15 protein-coding genes and 1 pseudogene are annotated in these 18,817 nt (G+C 51.3%); 7 read left to right on the top strand and 9 right to left on the bottom strand.

Going from position 1 to position 18,817, the window contains the following annotated elements; genetic code table 11:
• Positions 1 to 78 precede the first annotated feature (78 nt).
• The 6 genes from ygjK to ebgR all read right to left on the bottom strand — a co-directional run bounded on the left by ygjK (position 79) and on the right by ebgR (position 9,852).
• Positions 79 to 2,430 carry an alpha-glucosidase gene (gene ygjK, locus HEM79_RS19075; protein WP_176241903.1) on the bottom strand — a complete coding sequence of 784 codons (2,352 nt, stop codon included), beginning with the start codon at positions 2,428 to 2,430 and terminating at the stop codon, positions 79 to 81.
• A 16-nt stretch (positions 2,431 to 2,446) separates the two neighbouring features.
• Positions 2,447 to 3,517 carry a protein YgjJ gene (ygjJ, locus tag HEM79_RS19070; RefSeq protein WP_176241904.1) on the bottom strand — a complete coding sequence of 357 codons (1,071 nt, stop codon included), beginning with the start codon at positions 3,515 to 3,517 and terminating at the stop codon, positions 2,447 to 2,449.
• A 133-nt stretch (positions 3,518 to 3,650) separates the two neighbouring features.
• Positions 3,651 to 5,084 carry an amino acid permease gene (locus tag HEM79_RS19065; RefSeq protein WP_105290053.1) on the bottom strand — a complete coding sequence of 478 codons (1,434 nt, stop codon included), beginning with the start codon at positions 5,082 to 5,084 and terminating at the stop codon, positions 3,651 to 3,653.
• Positions 5,085 to 5,146: 62 nt separating this feature from the next.
• Positions 5,147 to 5,596, bottom strand: coding sequence for a beta-galactosidase subunit beta (locus tag HEM79_RS19060; protein ID WP_001219943.1), 450 nt, complete (start codon positions 5,594 to 5,596; stop codon positions 5,147 to 5,149).
• Positions 5,593 to 8,685, bottom strand: a complete 3,093-nt coding sequence (gene ebgA / locus HEM79_RS19055; RefSeq protein WP_176241905.1) for a beta-galactosidase subunit alpha — start codon at positions 8,683 to 8,685, stop codon at positions 5,593 to 5,595. The genes HEM79_RS19060 and ebgA overlap by 4 nt, the downstream gene beginning before the upstream one ends.
• Positions 8,686 to 8,868: 183 nt before the next feature.
• On the bottom strand, positions 8,869 to 9,852 hold the full coding sequence (gene ebgR, locus HEM79_RS19050) for a transcriptional regulator EbgR (protein ID WP_000212439.1): 984 nt from the start codon (positions 9,850 to 9,852) through the stop codon (positions 8,869 to 8,871).
• 217 nt (positions 9,853 to 10,069) lie between these two features.
• Here ebgR and HEM79_RS19045 point away from each other — a divergent pair, with 217 nt between their 5' ends.
• The gene (locus HEM79_RS19045; RefSeq protein WP_000450588.1) at positions 10,070 to 10,402 is read left to right on the top strand and encodes a tRNA-binding protein; all 333 of its coding nucleotides are present in this window, start codon (positions 10,070 to 10,072) and stop codon (positions 10,400 to 10,402) included.
• 41 nt (positions 10,403 to 10,443) lie between these two features.
• Here HEM79_RS19045 and ygjG read toward each other — a convergent pair whose 3' ends face one another.
• Complete coding sequence (gene ygjG / locus HEM79_RS19040; protein ID WP_001309772.1) at positions 10,444 to 11,823, bottom strand: putrescine aminotransferase; 1,380 nt, start codon at positions 11,821 to 11,823, stop codon at positions 10,444 to 10,446.
• 418 nt (positions 11,824 to 12,241) lie between these two features.
• Between ygjG and aer the strand changes: the two genes are divergently transcribed.
• Positions 12,242 to 13,762, top strand: a complete 1,521-nt coding sequence (gene aer / locus HEM79_RS19035) for an aerotaxis sensor receptor Aer (RefSeq protein WP_176241906.1) — start codon at positions 12,242 to 12,244, stop codon at positions 13,760 to 13,762.
• A 117-nt stretch (positions 13,763 to 13,879) separates the two neighbouring features.
• Here the strand turns inward: aer and nfeR are convergent, their stop codons facing one another.
• Positions 13,880 to 14,503, bottom strand: a complete 624-nt coding sequence (nfeR, locus tag HEM79_RS19030) for a DNA-binding transcriptional regulator NfeR (RefSeq protein ID WP_021551446.1) — start codon at positions 14,501 to 14,503, stop codon at positions 13,880 to 13,882.
• A 276-nt stretch (positions 14,504 to 14,779) separates the two neighbouring features.
• Between nfeR and nfeF the strand changes: the two genes are divergently transcribed.
• From nfeF to HEM79_RS19010, 4 genes are all read left to right on the top strand, one after another.
• Positions 14,780 to 15,544, top strand: coding sequence for an NADPH-dependent ferric chelate reductase NfeF (gene nfeF, locus HEM79_RS19025; RefSeq protein WP_176241907.1), 765 nt, complete (start codon positions 14,780 to 14,782; stop codon positions 15,542 to 15,544).
• 275 nt (positions 15,545 to 15,819) lie between these two features.
• On the top strand, positions 15,820 to 17,247 hold the full coding sequence (locus HEM79_RS19020; RefSeq protein WP_176241908.1) for a tyrosine-type recombinase/integrase: 1,428 nt from the start codon (positions 15,820 to 15,822) through the stop codon (positions 17,245 to 17,247).
• The gene (locus tag HEM79_RS19015) at positions 17,234 to 17,920 is read left to right on the top strand and encodes a hypothetical protein (protein ID WP_016231469.1); all 687 of its coding nucleotides are present in this window, start codon (positions 17,234 to 17,236) and stop codon (positions 17,918 to 17,920) included. The genes HEM79_RS19020 and HEM79_RS19015 overlap by 14 nt, the downstream gene beginning before the upstream one ends.
• 132 nt (positions 17,921 to 18,052) lie before the next feature.
• Entirely contained in the window at positions 18,053 to 18,250 is a 198-nt protein-coding gene (locus tag HEM79_RS19010; RefSeq protein WP_000602273.1) for a helix-turn-helix domain-containing protein, read from the top strand.
• Between the two features lie 141 nt (positions 18,251 to 18,391).
• On the opposite strand, the gene HEM79_RS19005 is transcribed toward HEM79_RS19010, so the two are convergent.
• Entirely contained in the window at positions 18,392 to 18,574 is a 183-nt protein-coding gene (locus HEM79_RS19005; protein ID WP_001154805.1) for a YlcI/YnfO family protein, read from the bottom strand.
• Between the two features lie 91 nt (positions 18,575 to 18,665).
• Here HEM79_RS19005 and HEM79_RS23185 point away from each other — a divergent pair.
• Positions 18,666 to 18,817, top strand: a pseudogene (locus tag HEM79_RS23185) (host cell division inhibitor Icd-like protein); the annotation flags it as partial.

Raw genomic sequence — 18,817 nt, 5'->3', positions numbered from 1 at the left:
ACGCGCCTTATCCGACCTGAGGGAGCGTACAACCAGGGCGGATAAGGCGTTTACGCCGCATCCGCCAGCCGTTGCAAATTACTGCTTACGGAAAAAATCGTTATACAACATATACAAATGCGCGGCACTCCAGGAGAAATTGGGTGCCCCTTGCTGCGCGCCGGTCAGCGGATTGTAATTCTCCTGAATCGGACCATCGGCGGTTAATCCTTTGGCGTGCTGGAAGAACGTATCCGCCAGTTTCAGGGCATCATCGCGATAACCGTAACGCTCCATCCCTTTCAGACCAAACCAGAACTGATCCACCCATACGCGCCCGCGCCAGTAGATATCCGCACCAAAAGCCGGGTTGGTTAACGCCGCCGTTCCCAGCGGTACAAAGGTGTTGAACTCTTTAGTGTCCAGCATCACCTTCACCACCGCGTCGGCATTGGCCTGCGTTGCCGCACCGTTAAACAGCGGCGACCAGCCTTCCGGCCCTTTACCGCGCTCGACAATCGGTTTGCCTGCGCAGCCGTTCGCCAGCGGTTTATCTTCAATGCGCACGTCATAGTAGAACTGCGTAGTCGGGTCGAACATACAGGTGTTGATGTAGTCCGCGAGCTGCTGTGCCAACTGGCGATAGCGTTTGGCCTCTTCCGGCTTACCGAGGATGGTTGCCATCTCCGCCAGATAATGGTTATCGCTGTACATATAGCTGGCCTGATCCACCGACTCCTGCAACAACGAGTAGCCCAGTAGTGTTCCGTCCTGACTGCGGTTCTCGGCGAATTTCACCGTCCAGTCGCTACGTTTGCCGCCGCTTGCGACATATTTATCCAATTGTTCTTTGTCGATAAAACCAAAGACGGCGGCGTCATCACGCCCCGATTCCCACGACGCAGCAACCTGTGCCGGAATTTCCAGACTGTCGTACTGGCCTTTCTCCACCACGCGGGCGTAGTTGTTCAATCCAGACAGCGTTTCTTCTTTGTCGCCTTTTTTCACCGTAAACAGCATCTCGCCGTTCTCAGTGTTGTGGGCTTTATCGCGGGTCGCGCCATATTCCGGCACGCCGTTGCCGTTGTGATCGCGGTTACGTAACCACCAGTCGTGATAGGCCACCAGTTTTGGGTACATCTCTGCCAGCCAGGCTTTATCCTGGGTGACGTTGTACACTTCCATCACCGACCAGGCGGCAAGGCTGGGTTTGGTGTTACGTTCGTTCCAGTTGCCGCCATCACCGCCACGCTCGGGGCTAAGGTTCCACGCAATCAGGTCGGGGACAAAGCCCACATCCTGCGGACGCACGGTGTCGCCGGGCTGGATCTGCCAGGAGAAGACCGCGCGGATATTCTCTTTGGCGATATCCGGATTGAAATGCGCCATCGCAAATGCCTGCTTCCAGGTATCCCACGGCCAGGTCTGATTGCCGGAGAACCAGCGCCCGGTTACCGACGGCGTAACGGTGTTGTATTTCACCGCACCGCCAGGCGAGCGCCAGTTACCGTTGAGCGTCTCGATTGCTTTCACCGCGACGCGCGTCTGTTCCGGCGTCGCATCCGGATTGGTTAACCCTTTCTTCAGATACTCTTCCCAGCGTTGCTGTGAGGCGGTGAGATAAAATGCCGGACGCGCCAGAATATCGCGGATCTGCATCTGCTCTTTGCTAACTTCCTGAGCGGTCAGCAGGTGGGAATAGGTGGTATAGAGCGTCGTCGAACCGTTGATATGTGCCTTACTGGTAAAGCGATTGCCGTTGATTTCAGTCTGCACTGGCAGGGATTTATGCACCTGATATTCCGATTCGCCGGAAGTCAGCAAATCCCAGGTGGCGCGCACTTTTCCAAAGGTGACTTTCAGGCCATCACGGGTGGCGCTGATTTTGCGTTGATAATCAGGGTACTCGCCAGCAATGGTTTTATCGGAAAGCGGTTTCCCTTCTTTCGCTTCCAGTTTTTCCAGCAGCTCGCCATCCCACACCAGATCCAGCGGTTTATCGCTGGTGATTTTAGTTTCCAGTAGTGACGTGCGCGGCGTGGCGAAGCGCAGGGTCATTTCAACCTGCACATCTTTTGCTGTCAGTTTTTGCACCAGCGCGCCGGGAATACTGTATGCCTCCAGCGTGAAGTCGACTTTCTTGCCGTCCTGCCAGACGGTCAGGCGGTCGAAATTGGTCGCCATAAAGTTGATGTACTCTTCTGTCAGCAGCGCAACGCCCGGAAAACCGCCCATGGTGTTCGGGCCGTCTGGCAACAAGTGACCATGCCAGGCACCGAGATCAAAAAACGGGTTAAAACGCTGGTGATCGTCGTAGTCGTAATCCTTCATGTACTGCGGCGCGCCGGTACGGTTAATCACATTTTTATAATTGTCGGCGTTAGCGGCATGGGCGGAAAAGCTCATCAGCAGAGCACAGGCTACTGGCGTTAAAATAGTTTTGATTTTCATGAAATTACAGTCCTTATTACCAGTAAAAATATTGCATCAGGAAGAGTTGGTCGCTGGGATCGTTAGAGGCATTTTTCATGTAGAAGCGGCTATCAAAAGCCGTTGCGAAACGTCCGCCGCCGTATTCGTACCAGATACCAAACTGCATGAAAGAGGTGGTTTCATCGTCAGCGTGGTCAGGGCGATGTTTAGCGTAGGTGTAAGCGGTGGAGAGATAAACGCCCTTTAACGCTTCATACATGGCGCTCACCATCATCCCACTTTCGCTTCCCGGTACGTCCAGCCCGTCGGCGCGTCCGGTATGGTGCCAGGCGCGGGCAGCGAAGTTAGGGGTAAGCAGGCCCGTGAGATAGAGTTGTCCAGTGCCGTCGGTGATTTCCAGACCGTTCATCCAGGTGATGCCTTCGGCAAGGTCATACTGGATGTAACCGTTCATCATTGCCGGATAGGTGTATTTGTCGTCGTAGCGATCGTACTTGCCAAAATGTAGCCAGGCTTTGCTTTCGTCATGATGTCCGGCAGGTGTGGCGGTGACGCTATAGCGGAAGTTGCCGGTTAAGTTCTGCACCTTCAGCGCGGTCATAATGTCGCGGGTATTGGGAATGACGTAGCCCAGATCGGGCGTGAAATCGCCCCACCATTGCAGGTCATCCAGCGAGGAATCCTGGCGCAGACTGAGCATGATTTCGGTGCCATCGTTGGTGCGATAACCGCCATAAAAACGGTTAATCCCACCTTCAAAACCACCCCAGCTATGGTCAGGCACCCAGGCATTGCCGTCGTGGTCGGCCTGCACGGTCCAGCCTTCGCCGTAAATCAGGCCGAACCAGGAGCCATATTTCATCTCCAGACCGCCTTCAATATAAGTGCCGTCGCTGTATTTATGTTTATTCTCACCCTCTAAATCCATATATCCACCAACCCCTAATTCGCCGTAAAAACGAAATGAAGGAGAAGACGTCGAGGTAATGGCGGGTGTTTTTGTGTCGTCATGTTCTGCCGGACGTACTTCATCAGCGGCCGCAGAAAAGGCGTAGCAAAACGGCAGAGCAAGTAATGCTCTGCATGGTGCAGTGATTAATTTCATTGTGTTAATCCATGAGCTAAAGAAAAAATACAGCCTTTTATCGTTGTAATTATAAAAATATTAAGGCAGAAACTATTTTCCCTCACCCCATCCAGGAAGAGGGAAAATGCCTGCTCATTTTTTATTAGTCTGCTTAATCAACATTATTGGCTGGCGTCGCTTCAATATGACGTTCTTCAGCCGTTAATCCCTTTATATATTTACTGTATTTCCACCACGCAAAGCCGAGGAAGATAACAATACCGCCGACGTTATAAAAAATGATGGTCAGAATATTCGCGCCAGTCGGGAATGTTGAAGCGACAAACCCTACGGCAAATATCGCAATCAGCATTGAAACAACAATAATACCGGTGCGACGGGAACCCATACGGAAATCGCGTGGCAGGTGATCTAATTTGGCGCGTAAATTCAGATACGCCAGCATGATGAATAACGGCGGAAGCATGGACGCTGCGGCAGTCATATTAATAATGGTATTCATCAGATCCTGCACGGTATTGGAGCCGAGCATCGGGATAATCATCAGCGGGATGACGATCAGGAACTGGAGCCACGCCGCGCGCGCCGGAACGCCGTTTTCGTTCAGTTCAACGGTTTTCTTACCAAAGATGCCTTCCGGGATTTCGGAGAAGAAAATTTTCACCGGCGTTGCAGTCCACATCAACAGGGAGCCGAACATCGCGGTAAAGGACACCAGACCGACAAAGCGATTCATTAACGCTTCCGGCAGACCAAAATACGCCGCCATGCCGTGGAATACCTGCACCGATCCGCCGGTAAATTTCAACTCTTTGCTGCTGACGAAGACGTTAATCAGCACCGAGGAGACGGAATACAGTACGCCAATGAAAATCCCGGCGAGGATGATCACTTTAACGAACGATTTCGAACCGCCTTTGACGTCGTTAACGTACACCGCGACGGACTCCGCGCCGCCTGCGGCCATAAAGATCCAGGTGGTAACGCCGAGGAACGCCCAGTTGAAGTTCGGGATCATCGCGTCAACGGTGATCGGATCGGCAGGCTGTACGCCGCCAACCAGCGCCGTACCTGCCAGTAAAATGTAGGAGAGCGTTAACAGCAGCATCAGCGTTGAAGTGACGGAGGTAATTGGCCCCAGCATTTTCGCCCCGTTGGTAGAAACCCAGGTGGAGAAGGCGAACAGCACCATACTGATAATGGTGGTAGCAACCGGCGTCATAATATATTCGTAGCCGAGGAAGGCATATGAAGCGTAAGCAATAACGCGCGGCAACAGCGAGGTGAAAAAGAACAGGTTTACGAACCAGTAGGTATAGGCAGTAATAAATGCCCAACGTCCGCCCAGCGAGCTTTTTACCCACGCGTAGACACCAGCTTCCGAGTTTTTATTTAACGAGACAAATTCTGCGATGATCAGACAGAAGGGAATAAAATAAAAAATCGTTGCGAGGAAAAACATCGGCGCCGAGGCCAGTCCAAGCTCAATATTATTATTGATAACGTTGTTAAAGCTGTAAACGGCGGCAAAAGTCAGCGAGAGTAAGCCGAATTTGCCGATTGTATTACGTTTGGTATCAGACATAACACATCTCCGAAAATGAGTAGGGTAGCGGTGGCGGCAAACTCCTTTTGCCGCCGTAGTTGTTATTTGTTATGGAAATAACCATCTTCGATGGTGACTTTGAGAACGACTTTTTTGACCGCGTTATTGCAGATAAACCGATACGCTTCATGGATATCGCAAATAACGATTTGCCCTTCGTGAACCTCGACGGTTTCTCCGCAGCCTTTTAAATATTCACGGTCAGTTTCATCACGATAATATTCCACTACCTGTAATGTCTCTTTCGGCGCATATTCAATCTTTTGCTGGCCTTGCAGGTAGTAATGCACTTCAAAATAACGACGATGCCCGGTAAATAACGCATCGGTCGCGGAGTCATTTTCCACACGGTAGGTCAATGAATCACCGATGGAGTGGGCGACGCCAGGCTGAATGTTGTCGATATTTTCAATCGCTTCAACGCAGCGTTGCCACTTCTTGCCAGAGGCGTAAATCTGGCGGAACTGTTCTAAGTTATCGATGATCCTCATTGCTTATTCTCGCTGTGCAAATTCGTGGAAAAGAACCCTGCGCCGAACTCATACGACGCCAGGCTTTGCGCGGTAGCTTCTCCGCCAGAAACCGGTAGCAACGTAAAGCCGTAGCTGAAGTCACGGAACCAGACGCGCCAGGAGTCCAGCACCTCGCTGCCCCAGGAGTTGGAGCCGAGGCCAAGCAGCTGGTGGTCAAGATTCAGGGTGATGCCATCATTGCGCTGAAGTTCGTTGCAGTGTTGCGCGGCGTGGATGTTCTCCTGGGTGTAGTGCCAGGCGCTGAAGTTAATTGGGCGCTGCGGAACCACCAGCAGGCCGTTGCCGTGGCGGTTAGTCAGTGCCGTCCAGCGGACATGCTGACGGTTGCCGTTGTTCTGCGGGAAGGGATAGTTCTCGAACATGGCATCGACGTTACTGCGCCAGATATCGATGATGTTAGCCTGCTGGCTGTCGGCGTAGTTTTCGCCTGGTCCGCGTCCGTAATACGCCACCTGGTCGTATTCGCCGTTAATCCCCATGGTGAAACCGATGCATGGAATGATGTGCGGATAGTCGCCGTAACGCTCGCCGGAAAGCGCCACGTTAACCTGGCCATCGGCAGCGATGCGCCAGATGTAGGTGCAGCGCATCCCGAAGTCAAACACCGGCGGGGCAATAACCGTGCGGCTGATGATCAACACTTCGCCATCACTTTGCTCAACGGCAAAGTCGCGCAGATGTTCCTGCATGATCTGCAAATGATTCGGCTGCCACAGCCCTTCGTACTCCTGCTTGTGGTTGTCGATCATCGGCTTGAAGAAGTTGATCTTTGGCTCGCGGGTCAGCAGCGACTCGCCATTCACCTGCCAGGATGTCGGTTTGCCACTCATTTTTGAGAAGGTGATCGCGAAGTTGTAGCCGCGAACGGTGCAGCTCAAACGTTCGTCTTCCAGCGTCAGCGGACGAGCATTATTCGGCGCGAAAGGAACCGGCTGTGTGGTGTTTTCCTTCAGCGGGAACTGATAAGTGGCGATAGGGTGCCCGGCGTCGCTATAGCGGGTGCGGGAATCTTTGCTCACCGTAATGTTGAGGAACGCTTCGCGGGCGTCCAGCTGTGGCAGCGTAATGTGCAATGGCGCTTCGCTGTTTGGTGCAACGTCGCGCAGCTTAATCTGCTGCGTTGCGAGAGTTTCACCTTCGGCGCGCACCTCTGCGTGCAGGGTGTAGTCATCAAGCGTGGTAAACCACAGTTTATTTTCGACTTTCAGCTCGCCGCGAGTCAGATCCAGCGCGTGGATTTTTACCGGCGCAATAACCTGTTTGTACTCTTTCAGACCAGGTCCCGGCGTTTGATCGGAGTAGATCAAACCATCAAGACAGAAGTTATAGTTGTTGGGATAGTCGCCGTAATCGCCGCCGAATTTATACCAGACGTTGCCGTTGTCATCCTGCGCCTGGATCCCGTGGTCGCACCATTCCCAGACATAATGTCCCTGAATGCAATCGTGCTTATAGAAGACGTTCTGGTATTCCGTTAGCCCGCCCGGTCCGTTCCCCATCGCATGAGCGTATTCGCAGATGATACGCGGCTTCGGATGCGGGTATTCACCAAACTCATTCATCAGCGGCACGCGGGTGTACATGGTGGAAATAATATCGACCACTTCAGCATCGCGATCTTCTTCGTAATGCACGAGACGCGTGTCATCGAGCGCCTTCGCCGCGTGGTACATCGCGCGGATATTACAGCCATAGCCGGACTCGTTGCCCAGCGACCAGATGATGATCGACGGATGGTTTTTCTGCGCGTGAATATGGCGAACGATGCGCTCGACGTAGACCTTTTCCCACTGCGGATCGTCAGTAATGCGGCTGATATCGCCGACGTTAGCAAAGCCGTGCGATTCGACGTCGGTTTCCGCCATTACAAACAGGCCATAAATATCACACAGTTCGTAAAAACGCGGATCGTTCGGGTAGTGAGCGGTACGCACGGAGTTGATGTTGTGCTGTTTCATCAACTGAAGATCTTTCTCGACGCGATCCATCCCAACGGCGCGGCCTTTGCGATGATCGTTGTCGTGACGATTGACGCCGTGCAGCATCACATAACGGTTATTGATCCAGAACAGACCGTCGCGCACTTTGATATCACGGAAGCCGACGCGTTGTGGCACCACTTCCAGAATGTTGCCGTCGGCGTCTTTCAGCGTCATGACCAGATGGTAAAGATAAGGCGATTCTGCCGACCATTGCTGCGGCTGTTCGACAGTAAAAGCAAAGCTGGCGCTGGTCAGTTTTTCAATAGCCAGATGAGGAATGGCGCTGCTGTGCACCACGCGTTCGCCGTCGAACAGGGTATATTCCAGCGTCGTTACGACAGGGGAGGCGGCGAGGTTTTCCAGCACCACTTCGCAGGAGAGCGTGGCATCGCAATAGGCTTCGTCAAAGTCGGTGCGCACGGTGAAATCGTTAATATGCGTTAGTTGTTTACCGATCAGATAAACATCGCGGAAGATCCCCGCTGACCACCACATATCCTGGTCTTCCACGTAGGTGGAGTCCGCCCACTGCATCACGCGCACACATAACAGGTTGTCGCCGGTTTTAACCATCGCACTGATGTCAAACTCTGCGGTCAGGCGACTGCCCTTGCTGAAACCCACATACTGACCGTTAACGTAAACTTCAAAATAGGTTTCGACGCCGTCAAATTTAATCAGTGTCTGCTTGCCCTGCCATCCGTCGCTGAGGGTGAAAATACGTTGATAGGCACCGGTTGGGTTATCGCTGGGGACAAATGGCACATCGATGGGGAACGGAAAACCTTCGTCGGTATATTGCAGTTTGCCGTGGCCTTCCATTTGCCACATGGCGGGGACGGTGATGTGCCCCCAGTCAGTCATTAACTCGGAAGTGAAGACTTCTGGCACTTGCAACGGATGGTCAAAAAAATGGAAATTCCACTGACCGCTTAAGGGCAGAAACAGGCTGCTGGTTTCGCGGGCAAAGGTACGCGCCTGCGTAACAGAATCATATGAAAAAAAGTACGCACGCGGCGCAAGTCGGTTTTCGTGGGTGAGCTGAATGTTTTCCCAGCGATTCATAGGGCCTCCCGGTAGAGAGAAATCGGAACCATTCGTGGTGATGGTAGTTTGTGTAATTGCTGGGGAGTTTAGTAAAATTTTTACTAAAAAGTAGCGGGTAAATGCATTTACTTTAACTGGATCACGAAAATAAACGGCAGCACTGTCCGGCAAAAACGATTGCCGGACAGTGTGTAAGGGGATTTAGCGGGTGGTGCCGCGCAGTTTTAATTTGCTGGGAACGAACACTAACAGCGGCAGCGCGCGACCATCGCGAGCCTTTTCATACAACAGGTTAACGCCCTGGCTTCCCATCATTTCGGAATGGATGCGCACGGTTGAGAGCGGCGGAAAGGTAAATCGCGCGGTGGGGATGTCGTTGACGCTGATAAGCGAAATATCCTGCGGGATGTTCAGGCCGCGTTCATGAATTGCCCGCAGTACGCCGATAGCAATGGAATCAGAAGCGACAAACAACGCCTTCGGGTAGTCTTCCCGCGCCAGCATTTGCTTTGCCAGTTCATAGCCCGACGAACTGGAAAAACCGCCGCGCCAGATGTCCTCTTCGCGTACCACTTGCTTCAGTCGGCCATATTCCGCAAAGGCGACCTCACGAATATCCGCCTTGCCAGGCTCATCTTCGCCGCCAATAAAACCAATACGATTAACGCCCTGATCGATGTAGAAGTCGATGATTTCCTTACTGATGCGTGCCAGATCGATATCCACCGCATCGTAACCGCTGCCGGGTTCGTGAAAGTCGATAAAACAGATATTGTCGGTCAATGCGCTGGCGGCGGCGCGCAGGGCAGGCGTGGGTTTGCCGACAATCAAAATGCCGGTGACGTTTTTAATGTCCGGCAAGCCGTTGTGTTCATAACAGTTGGTCAGTTCGATCGCCAGCTTTTCGCACTGGGTTTCAATGCCGTGGCGGATCGCCAGATAGTAAGGATCGTTGATCTCCAGCTCCTGTTGGTAGCTGTAGATAGCCAGAATATGGTGTTGGTTGACTGCGCCTGTCTGTAGTTTTCGGGCGCTACTGGTCTTGTACTCCAGCTTTTCGGCGATCTCGAGAATGCGATGTTTCGTCTCTTCTTTCACATTCAACGTCGGATCGTCATTTAAGACCCTGGATACTGTCGCCAGGGATACGCCAGCTTCGATTGCGATGTCTTTTAGTGTTGCCATGTTTACCTTTTTTACTTTCCCTGATGTGCGCCCCCATTGTAGAGGAAGTGCTTATCGGGTCACCTGTTTTCAGTAAATAAAGCGCGTTTCTTTGACGCTGTAACGGTAACACAGCGGCTTACGAATGTGATCACGCCTGCATTCTCCATTTTTAGCCTACAGGATTGAGAAAAACTTTTGCTATAGTTTAGTAAAATTTTATTTGAAGGAGGGAACAATGGAAACCGTGGCTTACGCTGATTTTGCACGTCTGGAAATGCGCGTCGGAAAGATTGTGGAAGTGAAACGCCATGAAAACGCCGACAAGCTGTACATCGTACAGGTTGATGTGGGGGAAAAAACGCTGCAAACCGTGACCAGCCTGGTGCCGTACTACAGCGAAGAAGAGCTGATGGGAAAAACGGTGGTGGTCTTATGCAATCTGCAAAAAGCGAAAATGCGCGGTGAAACGTCGGAATGCATGTTGTTGTGTGCGGAAACCGATGACGGCAGTGAAAGCGTACTGTTAACGCCGGAACGGATGATGCCTGCGGGCGTGCGTATCGTATAAAAAGATCGGATGGCGACGTCGTATCGCCATCCGATTTGATACTACGCTTCTTCGACACTTACTCGCATGGCCGCCAGCGCCTTACGCGCCGCTTTGATCACCAGTTCGCACTGTTCAATGGTCAGCGTCAGTGGCGGTTCAATGCGGATCGTTTTGGCGTTATTGAGCGTGCCGGCGACCAGCACACGCTGGCGGAACATCTCGCTGGCAAAGTTGTAGCCGATTTCGTTATCAACAAACTCAATCGCCATCAACATCCCTTTACCACGTGCTTCCTGTACCAGATCGGGATATTCCCGCGCCAGTTGACGGAAACCGTCCAGCAACATATCGCCTTTTTGTTCAGCCTGAGCCGGTAAGTTCTGCTCCAGCAACACATTGATGGTCGCCAGCGCCGCCGCACAGGCCAGCGGGTTGCCGCCAAAGGTGGTGGTATGCAGGAACGGGTTGTCGAACAGGACTGAGAACACCTCTTCGGTAGCAATAGTTGCGCCAATTGGCATCACGCCGCCGCCGAGGGCTTTCGCCAGACACAGGATGTCCGGCTGTACGTTCTCATGCTCGCAGGCGAACATCTTGCCCGTGCGCCCCATGCCCGTTTGCACTTCATCGAGGATCATTAGTGCGCCGAACTCATCGCACAGCTTACGCACGGCGGTGAGATAGCCCGGCGGCGGCAGAATGACGCCACCTTCGCCCTGAATCGGCTCAAGGATCACCGCAGCCACATCATCACCGGTTTTTTTGCACTCGCTAAGAGCCGTGCGCATGGCTTCGATATTGCCAAACGGTACATGACGGAAGCCCGGCAGCAGTGGCATAAACGGTTTGCGGAAGGTTGATTTCGCCGTGGCTGACAGTGCGCCAAGCGATTTACCGTGGAACGCGCCGCTGGTGGCGATAAAAGTAAACTTGCCGCGCGGTGACTGATAAGCCTTCGCCAGTTTCAGCGCCGCTTCAACGGACTCGGTGCCGCTATTACAAAAGAAGCTGTATTTCAGTTTACCGGGCGTTAGCGCAGCAAGGGTTTTCGCCAGCATCGCCCGTAATGGGTCGAGCAGCTCCTGGCTGTGCAGCGGTTGTTTCGCAAGTTGATTCTGTACGGCGGAAACCACAACTGGATTACGGTGCCCCACGTTGAAAATTCCAAAACCTCCCAGGCAGTCGATAAACTCCTGTCCCTGGGTGTCGACAAGCGTATTTAAACCTCCCGCTTGCCACTCTACGGCTCCGTAATCCCCGCCGGCGGTAACAGATTTGCGATACTCTAAAAACCCCGGATTGACATGCTCTTTGAAGTATTCAATCACCTCGCGGTTAAGTGCTTTCATCTCCTCATGATCCAGCGTTCGCTTCTCTATGAGATTCAGGGCGTGGGCGCTGCACGCTAAAGCCGATGCGCTCGAAGGTAACCTGTTCAAAATATGCTCCGGAGGCTCGCGTATCACATGATACCGATTTAAGTATTGCAGGGATTGCGCCACTCCGGTTGCGATCGCGAAAATCGGGATAAACACAAATTGCGTTATCATTTGTGCAACATTTAATTCTAATTGTTAACCATTGTTGTTATTTTGCACGATTTTTATCGGGTGCACCTCCTGTTATCCAGGGGGAAAGGCACCATGCCAGGGCAATAATTGCCTGATTGTTGGGCAATATAATAAACGTGCCGGGATAGTACCCAAATGAAAGTATTTTAAATCAAGGAATTAGATTTTGTGCTTTAATCGAAAATTGCGATCTAAATCAAATTAAACCACTAAAGATAACCGCACCGGAGCCGACATAACTTCTGACAAGAAGTTAACAACAATATAACCTGCACAGGACGCGATTATGTCTTCTCATTCGTATGTCACCCAGCAAAATATCCCGCTGGCTGACGATACCACTCTGATGTCTACTACCAATCTACAAAGCTATATCACACATGCTAATGACACTTTTGTGCAGGTTAGCGGCTATACCTTGCAAGAGTTACAGGGACAGCCGCATAACATGGTGCGCCATCCGGATATGCCGAAAGCGGCCTTTGCTGATATGTGGTACACCCTGAAGCAGGGGGAACCCTGGAGTGGTATTGTGAAAAATCGGCACAAAAATGGCGATCATTATTGGGTGCGGGCGAATGTGGTGCCGATGGTGCGTGAGGGCAAAATCAGTGGTTATATGTCGATTCGCACGCGGGCGACGGATGGCGAGATCGCAGCGGTAGAGCCGCTGTATAAGGCGCTGAATGCCGGACGTACAAATAAGCGTATTCATAAAGGTCTGGTGGTGCGTAAAGGCTGGCTGGGAAAAATGCCTTCATTGCCGCTTCGCTGGCGGGCGCGTGGAGTGATGGCGCTGATGTTTATCGTGCTGGCGGCCATGCTCTGGTTTGTTGCTGCCCCGGTGGTGACGTATTTCCTCTGTGCGTTAGTGATGTTGCTGGCAAGTGTCTGTTTTGAATGGCAGATTGTGCGCCCGATAGAAAATGTTGCCCGTCAGGCACTGAAGGTGGCGACCGGAGAACGTAATAGTGTTGAGCATTTGAATCGCAGCGATGAGCTGGGGCTGACATTGCGAGCGGTAGGACAGCTTGGGTTAATGTGTCGCTGGTTGATTAATGATGTCTCAAGCCAGGTTTCCAGCGTCAGAAACGGCAGCGAGACGCTGGCGAAAGGCACAGATGAACTGAATGAGCATACTCAGCAGACGGTAGATAACGTTCAGCAAACGGTGGCGACCATGAACCAGTTGGCAGCGTCGGTAAAACAGAACTCTGCCACGGCGTCGGCTGCCGATAAACTTTCTATCACCGCCAGTAATGCGGCGGTGCAGGGCGGGGAAGCGATGACCACGGTGATCAAAACGATGGACGATATCGCCGATAGTACCCAGCGCATTGGCACCATTACTTCGCTGATTAACGATATTGCGTTTCAGACCAATATCCTCGCTCTGAATGCAGCGGTGGAAGCGGCGCGCGCCGGAGAACAAGGCAAAGGTTTCGCGGTGGTTGCGGGGGAGGTGCGTCATTTAGCCAGCCGCAGTGCCAATGCTGCCAACGATATTCGCAAGCTGATTGATGCCAGTGCAGATAAGGTGCAATCCGGTTCGCAACAGGTACACGCCGCCGGACGGACGATGGACGATATTGTGGTGCAGGTAAAAAACGTCACGCAGTTAATTGCTCAGATTAGCCATTCAACGCTGGAACAGGCTGATGGGCTTTCCAGCCTGACCCGTGCGGTAGATGAGCTTAACCTGATCACCCAGAAAAACGCCGAGCTGGTGGAAGAGAGTGCGCAGGTGTCGGCGATGGTAAAACACCGCGCCAGCCGACTGGAAGACGCGGTTACGGTGCTGCATTAATCGGTGTGCCGCATTCGGTGGTTGGTACACAATGCCTGATGCGATGCTGGCGCATCTTATCAGGCCTACGGGTGGGTAGGCGGATAAGGTGTGTACACCGCATCCGGCAATCGGTGATTAATCCAGTTGCGTAATATCAAAAGCGGCGCGGTCGATCACCGCAATGATCTTTTTTATCTGTGCGTCGGTGATATCGCTCTGGTTGACGCGTAAGTCCAGCACCGCTTTAAAATTATCCAGCGCCCGCTTCAGTTGCGGGTTCTGGCGCAGCGCCGCACCAACGCAACGCGCTTTGATGCGTTCCTCAATCATCTCCACTTGTTCGCGGTTTTCTTCCAGCCACTGTGCGCCCTGTTCGGTCAGCGCAATCTGCTTCTTGCCGCCTTCCTCTTCGCGGATGGTAATTAGCGACTGCTCCTGGAGAAAATCCAGTGTCGGGTAGATGACGCCCGGGCTTGGGGTGTAATTCCCCTGGGTCAGATTCTCAATCGCTTTAATCAACTCATAACCGTGGCTGTCATCGCGCGAGAGAATATCCAGAATCACCAGGCGCAACTCACCGTGGCCAAAGAAACGCTGCCGACGACCGCCGCCGCGACCGTGGCGACCACCGCAGCATTGACCGTGTTCATGCTGGTGACCGTGCCCGCAGTGCTCGTGTTCTGACTTCTCACCTTTGCAGCAGCCTTCATGGCGTGGCTGGCCTTCATGTTTACAACACCCTTCGTGATGATGGCTCATATCAGCCTCCTTTTGCTTAATTAGATATATCTAATTTATATCTGATATGTGAGTTGCTGCAAGTACAAAAATGATTTTTAAACGCAAATGTACTCAACATGTAGGCCGGATAAGGCGTTCACGCCGCATCCGGCAGCCTTGCTACGGTGCTGAATGACTTCACATACTTCAGATATATCAGTTCTACAAATTGCTTGCATTTATCATGATTAACAATCATTATCATTTGCGAATTTTGTTTAGATATATCTGATTACCATCACGAAGGCGATAACAATGAATAACTCTTCCCGCTACCCACAGCGCGTTCGCAATGATCTGCGCTTCCGTGAACTGACCGTGTTACGCGTTGAGCGCATCAGCGCCAGTTTTCAGCGCATTGTCCTCGGCGGCGAGGCGCTGGACGGTTTTACGTCGCGCGGCTTTGACGATCACAGCAAACTCTTCTTTCCTCAACCTGACGCTCACTTTGTACCGCCAACGGTAACTGAAGAGGGTATCGTCTGGCCGGAAGGGCCACGCCCGCCGTCGCGCGACTATACACCACTGTATGATGAGCAGCGCCATGAACTGGCGATCGATTTTTTTATTCACGACGGCGGTGTCGCCAGCGGCTGGGCGATGCAGGCGCAACCGGGCGATAAACTCACAGTAGCCGGACCGCGTGGTTCGCTGGTGGTGCCGGAAGATTACGCGTATCAGGTATATGTCTGCGATGAGTCCGGAATGCCCGCACTGCGCCGCCGCCTGGAAACGTTGAGCAAACTTGCCGTTAAACCGCAAGTTACCGCGCTGGTCAGCGTGTGGGATAACGCCTGTCAGGATTATCTCGCGCACCTTGACGGTTTTAACATCGAGTGGCTGGCGCATGATGAGCAGGCGGTGGACGCGCGTCTGGCGCAGCTGGAAATTCCTGCCGATGATTATTTCATCTGGATAACCGGCGAAGGCAAGGTGGTTAAGAATTTAAGCCGCCGCTTTGAAGCGGAACAATATGACCCACAACGGGTACGCGCAGCGGCTTACTGGCACGCAAAGTAATTGATATATGAAAAAAGGCTGACGATTTCTCGCCAGCCTTTGCTGTATCTGGTGGCCCCTGCTGGACTTGAACCAGCGACCAAGCGATTATGAGTTGGTTGATAACCCTTTACTTACAGATAATTAGCGATACTTTTCAATACCTTAGTATTTTTTAAAACTACTGTATAAATACCTGTATATACCCCAAAATACTTCTTTACGGTATCCTATAGGTATCCTGGAGCAGAACAAGCGATTTTCTAGGATACCAGATCGCTTGGTGGGGTGTATGAGTGAAATTATTCAGATTCTCTAAAGTAAAAATTGCAGAACTGCCAACGCCGGAACATGGACAGGCCGAATATGGTGATACGGAGGTTAACGGGCTGCGTGTCCGTGTAGGTTCGTCTGGTGTGAAAAGTTTCTGCATTTCCCGTAAGCGTAACGGAAAATTTATTCGTGCAACGCTGGGGCGTTTTCCTGATCTGAGCGTGGATAATGCCAGGGCTAAAGCTATGGAACTCCTTGGCGAAGTCGCCACAACGGGGATAAATCCGAACATAGCAAAGCGCACTAACAACAAGGCCATGATAACGCTGAGTAAGGCGATTGACGCCTACGTAAAAAATCGTGGCCACCGCCTGAAACCCGCCACAGAAAAACAGTACCGCAGCATATTACAGAATTATTCCGGTGACTGGATGGCCCATACCCTCGCCAGTATTTCCCGCGAACGGGTGGAACAACGGCATAAGGCCATCACTGATGGGGCTGTATGGTTCGGTGCTGATAAAACCACGTTACGGGCTGGGGTTGGTACAGGAAGCAAGGCACAGGCCGATTTATGGGCGCGTGCGCTACGTGCTGTGTGTCGGTTTGCGCATGATCATTACCGTGATGATGCGGGTAATACTCTTTTACCGGATCCGCCGACTCTGGTACTGAGCACCAAGCGCCAGTGGCACGGAACGGTAAGAAAAACGGAACGTATCCGCCTGCATGATTTTCCCCGCTGGTTTGCTGCTGTAGCTGCTGTGCGCGACCAGGGCGAACAGGAAAGGGATGATATAGCGGTGACGGTATGCGATGCCGTGGAAATGGCGCTTTTTACCGGACTGAGGAAATCAGAAATTTTTGGCCTTACGTGGGATCGCGTGAATATGGGCGGTCGTTTTTTCTGGATAGACACCACGAAAAACGGGGATCCGCTCGAATTACCGATTACTGATACGTTGCGGGAAATGTTCCACCGCCGACTGAAAATAAAAAACGCTGATGATGTTCTGGTGTTTCCTGGTGTGAAGGGAGTGATTCAGGAAACACGGCACATCATAGACCGGATAAGCGCGGCTACTGTTCCAGAGTCGAACGATGAAATGCTCTCCCCTGTACCATTCAAATGGCACGATGCACGCCGGACGTTCGGAACGGTTGCCGAACTGGTGGGCGTGGGCAATTACATCCTCAAGCGCCTGATGAATCACCGTACTATGCGAAGTGCTGACGTAACGCAGGGGTATTTACATTTTGGTGCTGATGAACTGCTGGAGCCAGCGTCACGGATAGAACGGGCAATTCTGGAACATGCCGGGCTGGTGGAGAGTAAAAAATCTATCGATGCGCAATTGCTTTCCGCACTGGAGAGTATGAGTGACAGTGAGAAACGCGCATTACTATTTAGTATCGTTAATTCAAATGGTGGTTTGAATGTCAGAAAATAAAATCATTGCTGCAATAGAATTTGACCATAATGATGCGAAGGATATGAATACTATTGCAGATTATATTAGAGATGAACTGGCGTCTTCTTTTGTAAAAAAAACGATATGCGATATGGCAAATATCACACCATCTAAAATGTCTCTGGAGGAGAGATTATCATTATCGTCAGAGATAGAAAATAAGGATTTAAAGGTTAATATTTCTGTATGTGCCGGATATGGAGATGATTTTGATAAAAAATTTAATAGTGCATATTCAGAATTCAATGATATTTTGAAAGCTGCCATTATATTTGAAGTTCTTGGTTTCAACAGACTTGCAGATCAGTTACGTGAAAGATATGCGATTTTAGTGTCGGAGAATTTATTAAAATCAGTACGTGATATAGCTAATGTAAAGAAAATTATCAGTGAAGACCGTAGTAAAGCAAAGAAAGGAAAAACAAACAGGCATAAATCAACAGCGTTATCTATAGCTTGTAACACTTGGAAAAAATACCCTAATGCCAGTTTACCCGGGCTATCCGCAGAGATATACGCGCACTTACGCAATAAATGGAATGATGTCCCTGTAGTTGGGACTATAGAGAGATGGCTTAAGGAGTCGGGGATGAATCCAAAATCCCCGCAAAAAAACAGGGATTTTAAGTTAGTTATTGGAGACAAAGAATAAATCCAGTTTTATCCTCTGTAATCCAGATTTCAGCCATGTAAACCAGATATGCGATTTTGTATCTGGTTTTCCTGTCTTCAAGACTTCCCCATCGCTAAATAACGTATACCTGTTCTTAATCAGAAGTATACGGTGATACTCATGCATTTAGAAAAGATGACCCGCAAAGAAGCTGCCGAGCATTTGGGGGTAAGTGTCCAGACTCTTGCTAACTGGGCGTGTACTGGCAAGGTAAAAATCCCTTTTCATAAGCTGGGGCGCAAAGTGCTGTATATGCGCACTGATCTCGATGCTTATCTTGCATCCACTCGCAGAACGCAGACGGTGTAAGGGGGGAGTGATGGCACATAAAACAAAGGCGACCGCAAAAGGGTCGCCAGTGGGAACAAGGGAAAACAAAAGCATCACCAACAATGCCACATTTGCGGCTGGTGGGCAATGTGATCAGTGTGCTGGCTTGCTGGTTAGCTGTCAGCCTTTGGGTTCTATGCCTTCTTTGCGTAGCTTATCACGACAAGCATTTTTTACCCATGAGCTGAAATTACCAGGCCCTGCAACTTCGTTAATTTGTTGCAACAATGTGTCTTCGAAGCGGATGTTTTTCTTTGTGCTGCCGGAGCGATCAAATTTTGGTTTCACATTTTCTTCTTGCATTGGTACGTACCATCGTTATAAACTGAAATCAAATGGTACGTACCACATTAAAAATACGCAACCATTAAATACAGCGAAGCCCGGCAGTGCGGGAACACTAACCGGGCTTCTAACCACCAACGATAGAAAGCGTATCGAGGTAGCTATGAGAAATCATACCACACACCCGCAAGGGCGGGACTCGCACGACCTGAATAAATACATCTGGCGTTTTATCGCCCTGAGCACCGCACAACCGCGCGT

It is taken from the genome of Escherichia sp. 93.0816 (assembly GCF_013368855.2).
GTDB lineage: Bacteria > Pseudomonadota > Gammaproteobacteria > Enterobacterales > Enterobacteriaceae > Escherichia > Escherichia ruysiae.
Note: the sequence above shows the minus strand (reverse complement) of the source record. Positions and strands in the feature narration are given on the sequence as shown.

Excerpts from the sequence above, each read along its gene's own strand:
- ygjK (WP_176241903.1), bottom strand. The coding sequence starts at position 2,430 with ATGAAAATCAAAACTATTTTAACGCCAGTAGCCTGTGCTCTGCTGATG.
- ygjJ (WP_176241904.1), bottom strand. The coding sequence starts at position 3,517 with ATGAAATTAATCACTGCACCATGCAGAGCATTACTTGCTCTGCCGTTT.
- HEM79_RS19065 (WP_105290053.1), bottom strand. The coding sequence starts at position 5,084 with ATGTCTGATACCAAACGTAATACAATCGGCAAATTCGGCTTACTCTCG.
- HEM79_RS19060 (WP_001219943.1), bottom strand. The coding sequence starts at position 5,596 with ATGAGGATCATCGATAACTTAGAACAGTTCCGCCAGATTTACGCCTCT.
- ebgA (WP_176241905.1), bottom strand. The coding sequence starts at position 8,685 with ATGAATCGCTGGGAAAACATTCAGCTCACCCACGAAAACCGACTTGCG.
- ebgR (WP_000212439.1), bottom strand. The coding sequence starts at position 9,852 with ATGGCAACACTAAAAGACATCGCAATCGAAGCTGGCGTATCCCTGGCG.
- HEM79_RS19045 (WP_000450588.1), top strand. The coding sequence starts at position 10,070 with ATGGAAACCGTGGCTTACGCTGATTTTGCACGTCTGGAAATGCGCGTC.
- aer (WP_176241906.1), top strand. The coding sequence starts at position 12,242 with ATGTCTTCTCATTCGTATGTCACCCAGCAAAATATCCCGCTGGCTGAC.
- nfeR (WP_021551446.1), bottom strand. The coding sequence starts at position 14,503 with ATGAGCCATCATCACGAAGGGTGTTGTAAACATGAAGGCCAGCCACGC.
- nfeF (WP_176241907.1), top strand. The coding sequence starts at position 14,780 with ATGAATAACTCTTCCCGCTACCCACAGCGCGTTCGCAATGATCTGCGC.
- HEM79_RS19015 (WP_016231469.1), top strand. The coding sequence starts at position 17,234 with ATGTCAGAAAATAAAATCATTGCTGCAATAGAATTTGACCATAATGAT.
- HEM79_RS19005 (WP_001154805.1), bottom strand. The coding sequence starts at position 18,574 with ATGCAAGAAGAAAATGTGAAACCAAAATTTGATCGCTCCGGCAGCACA.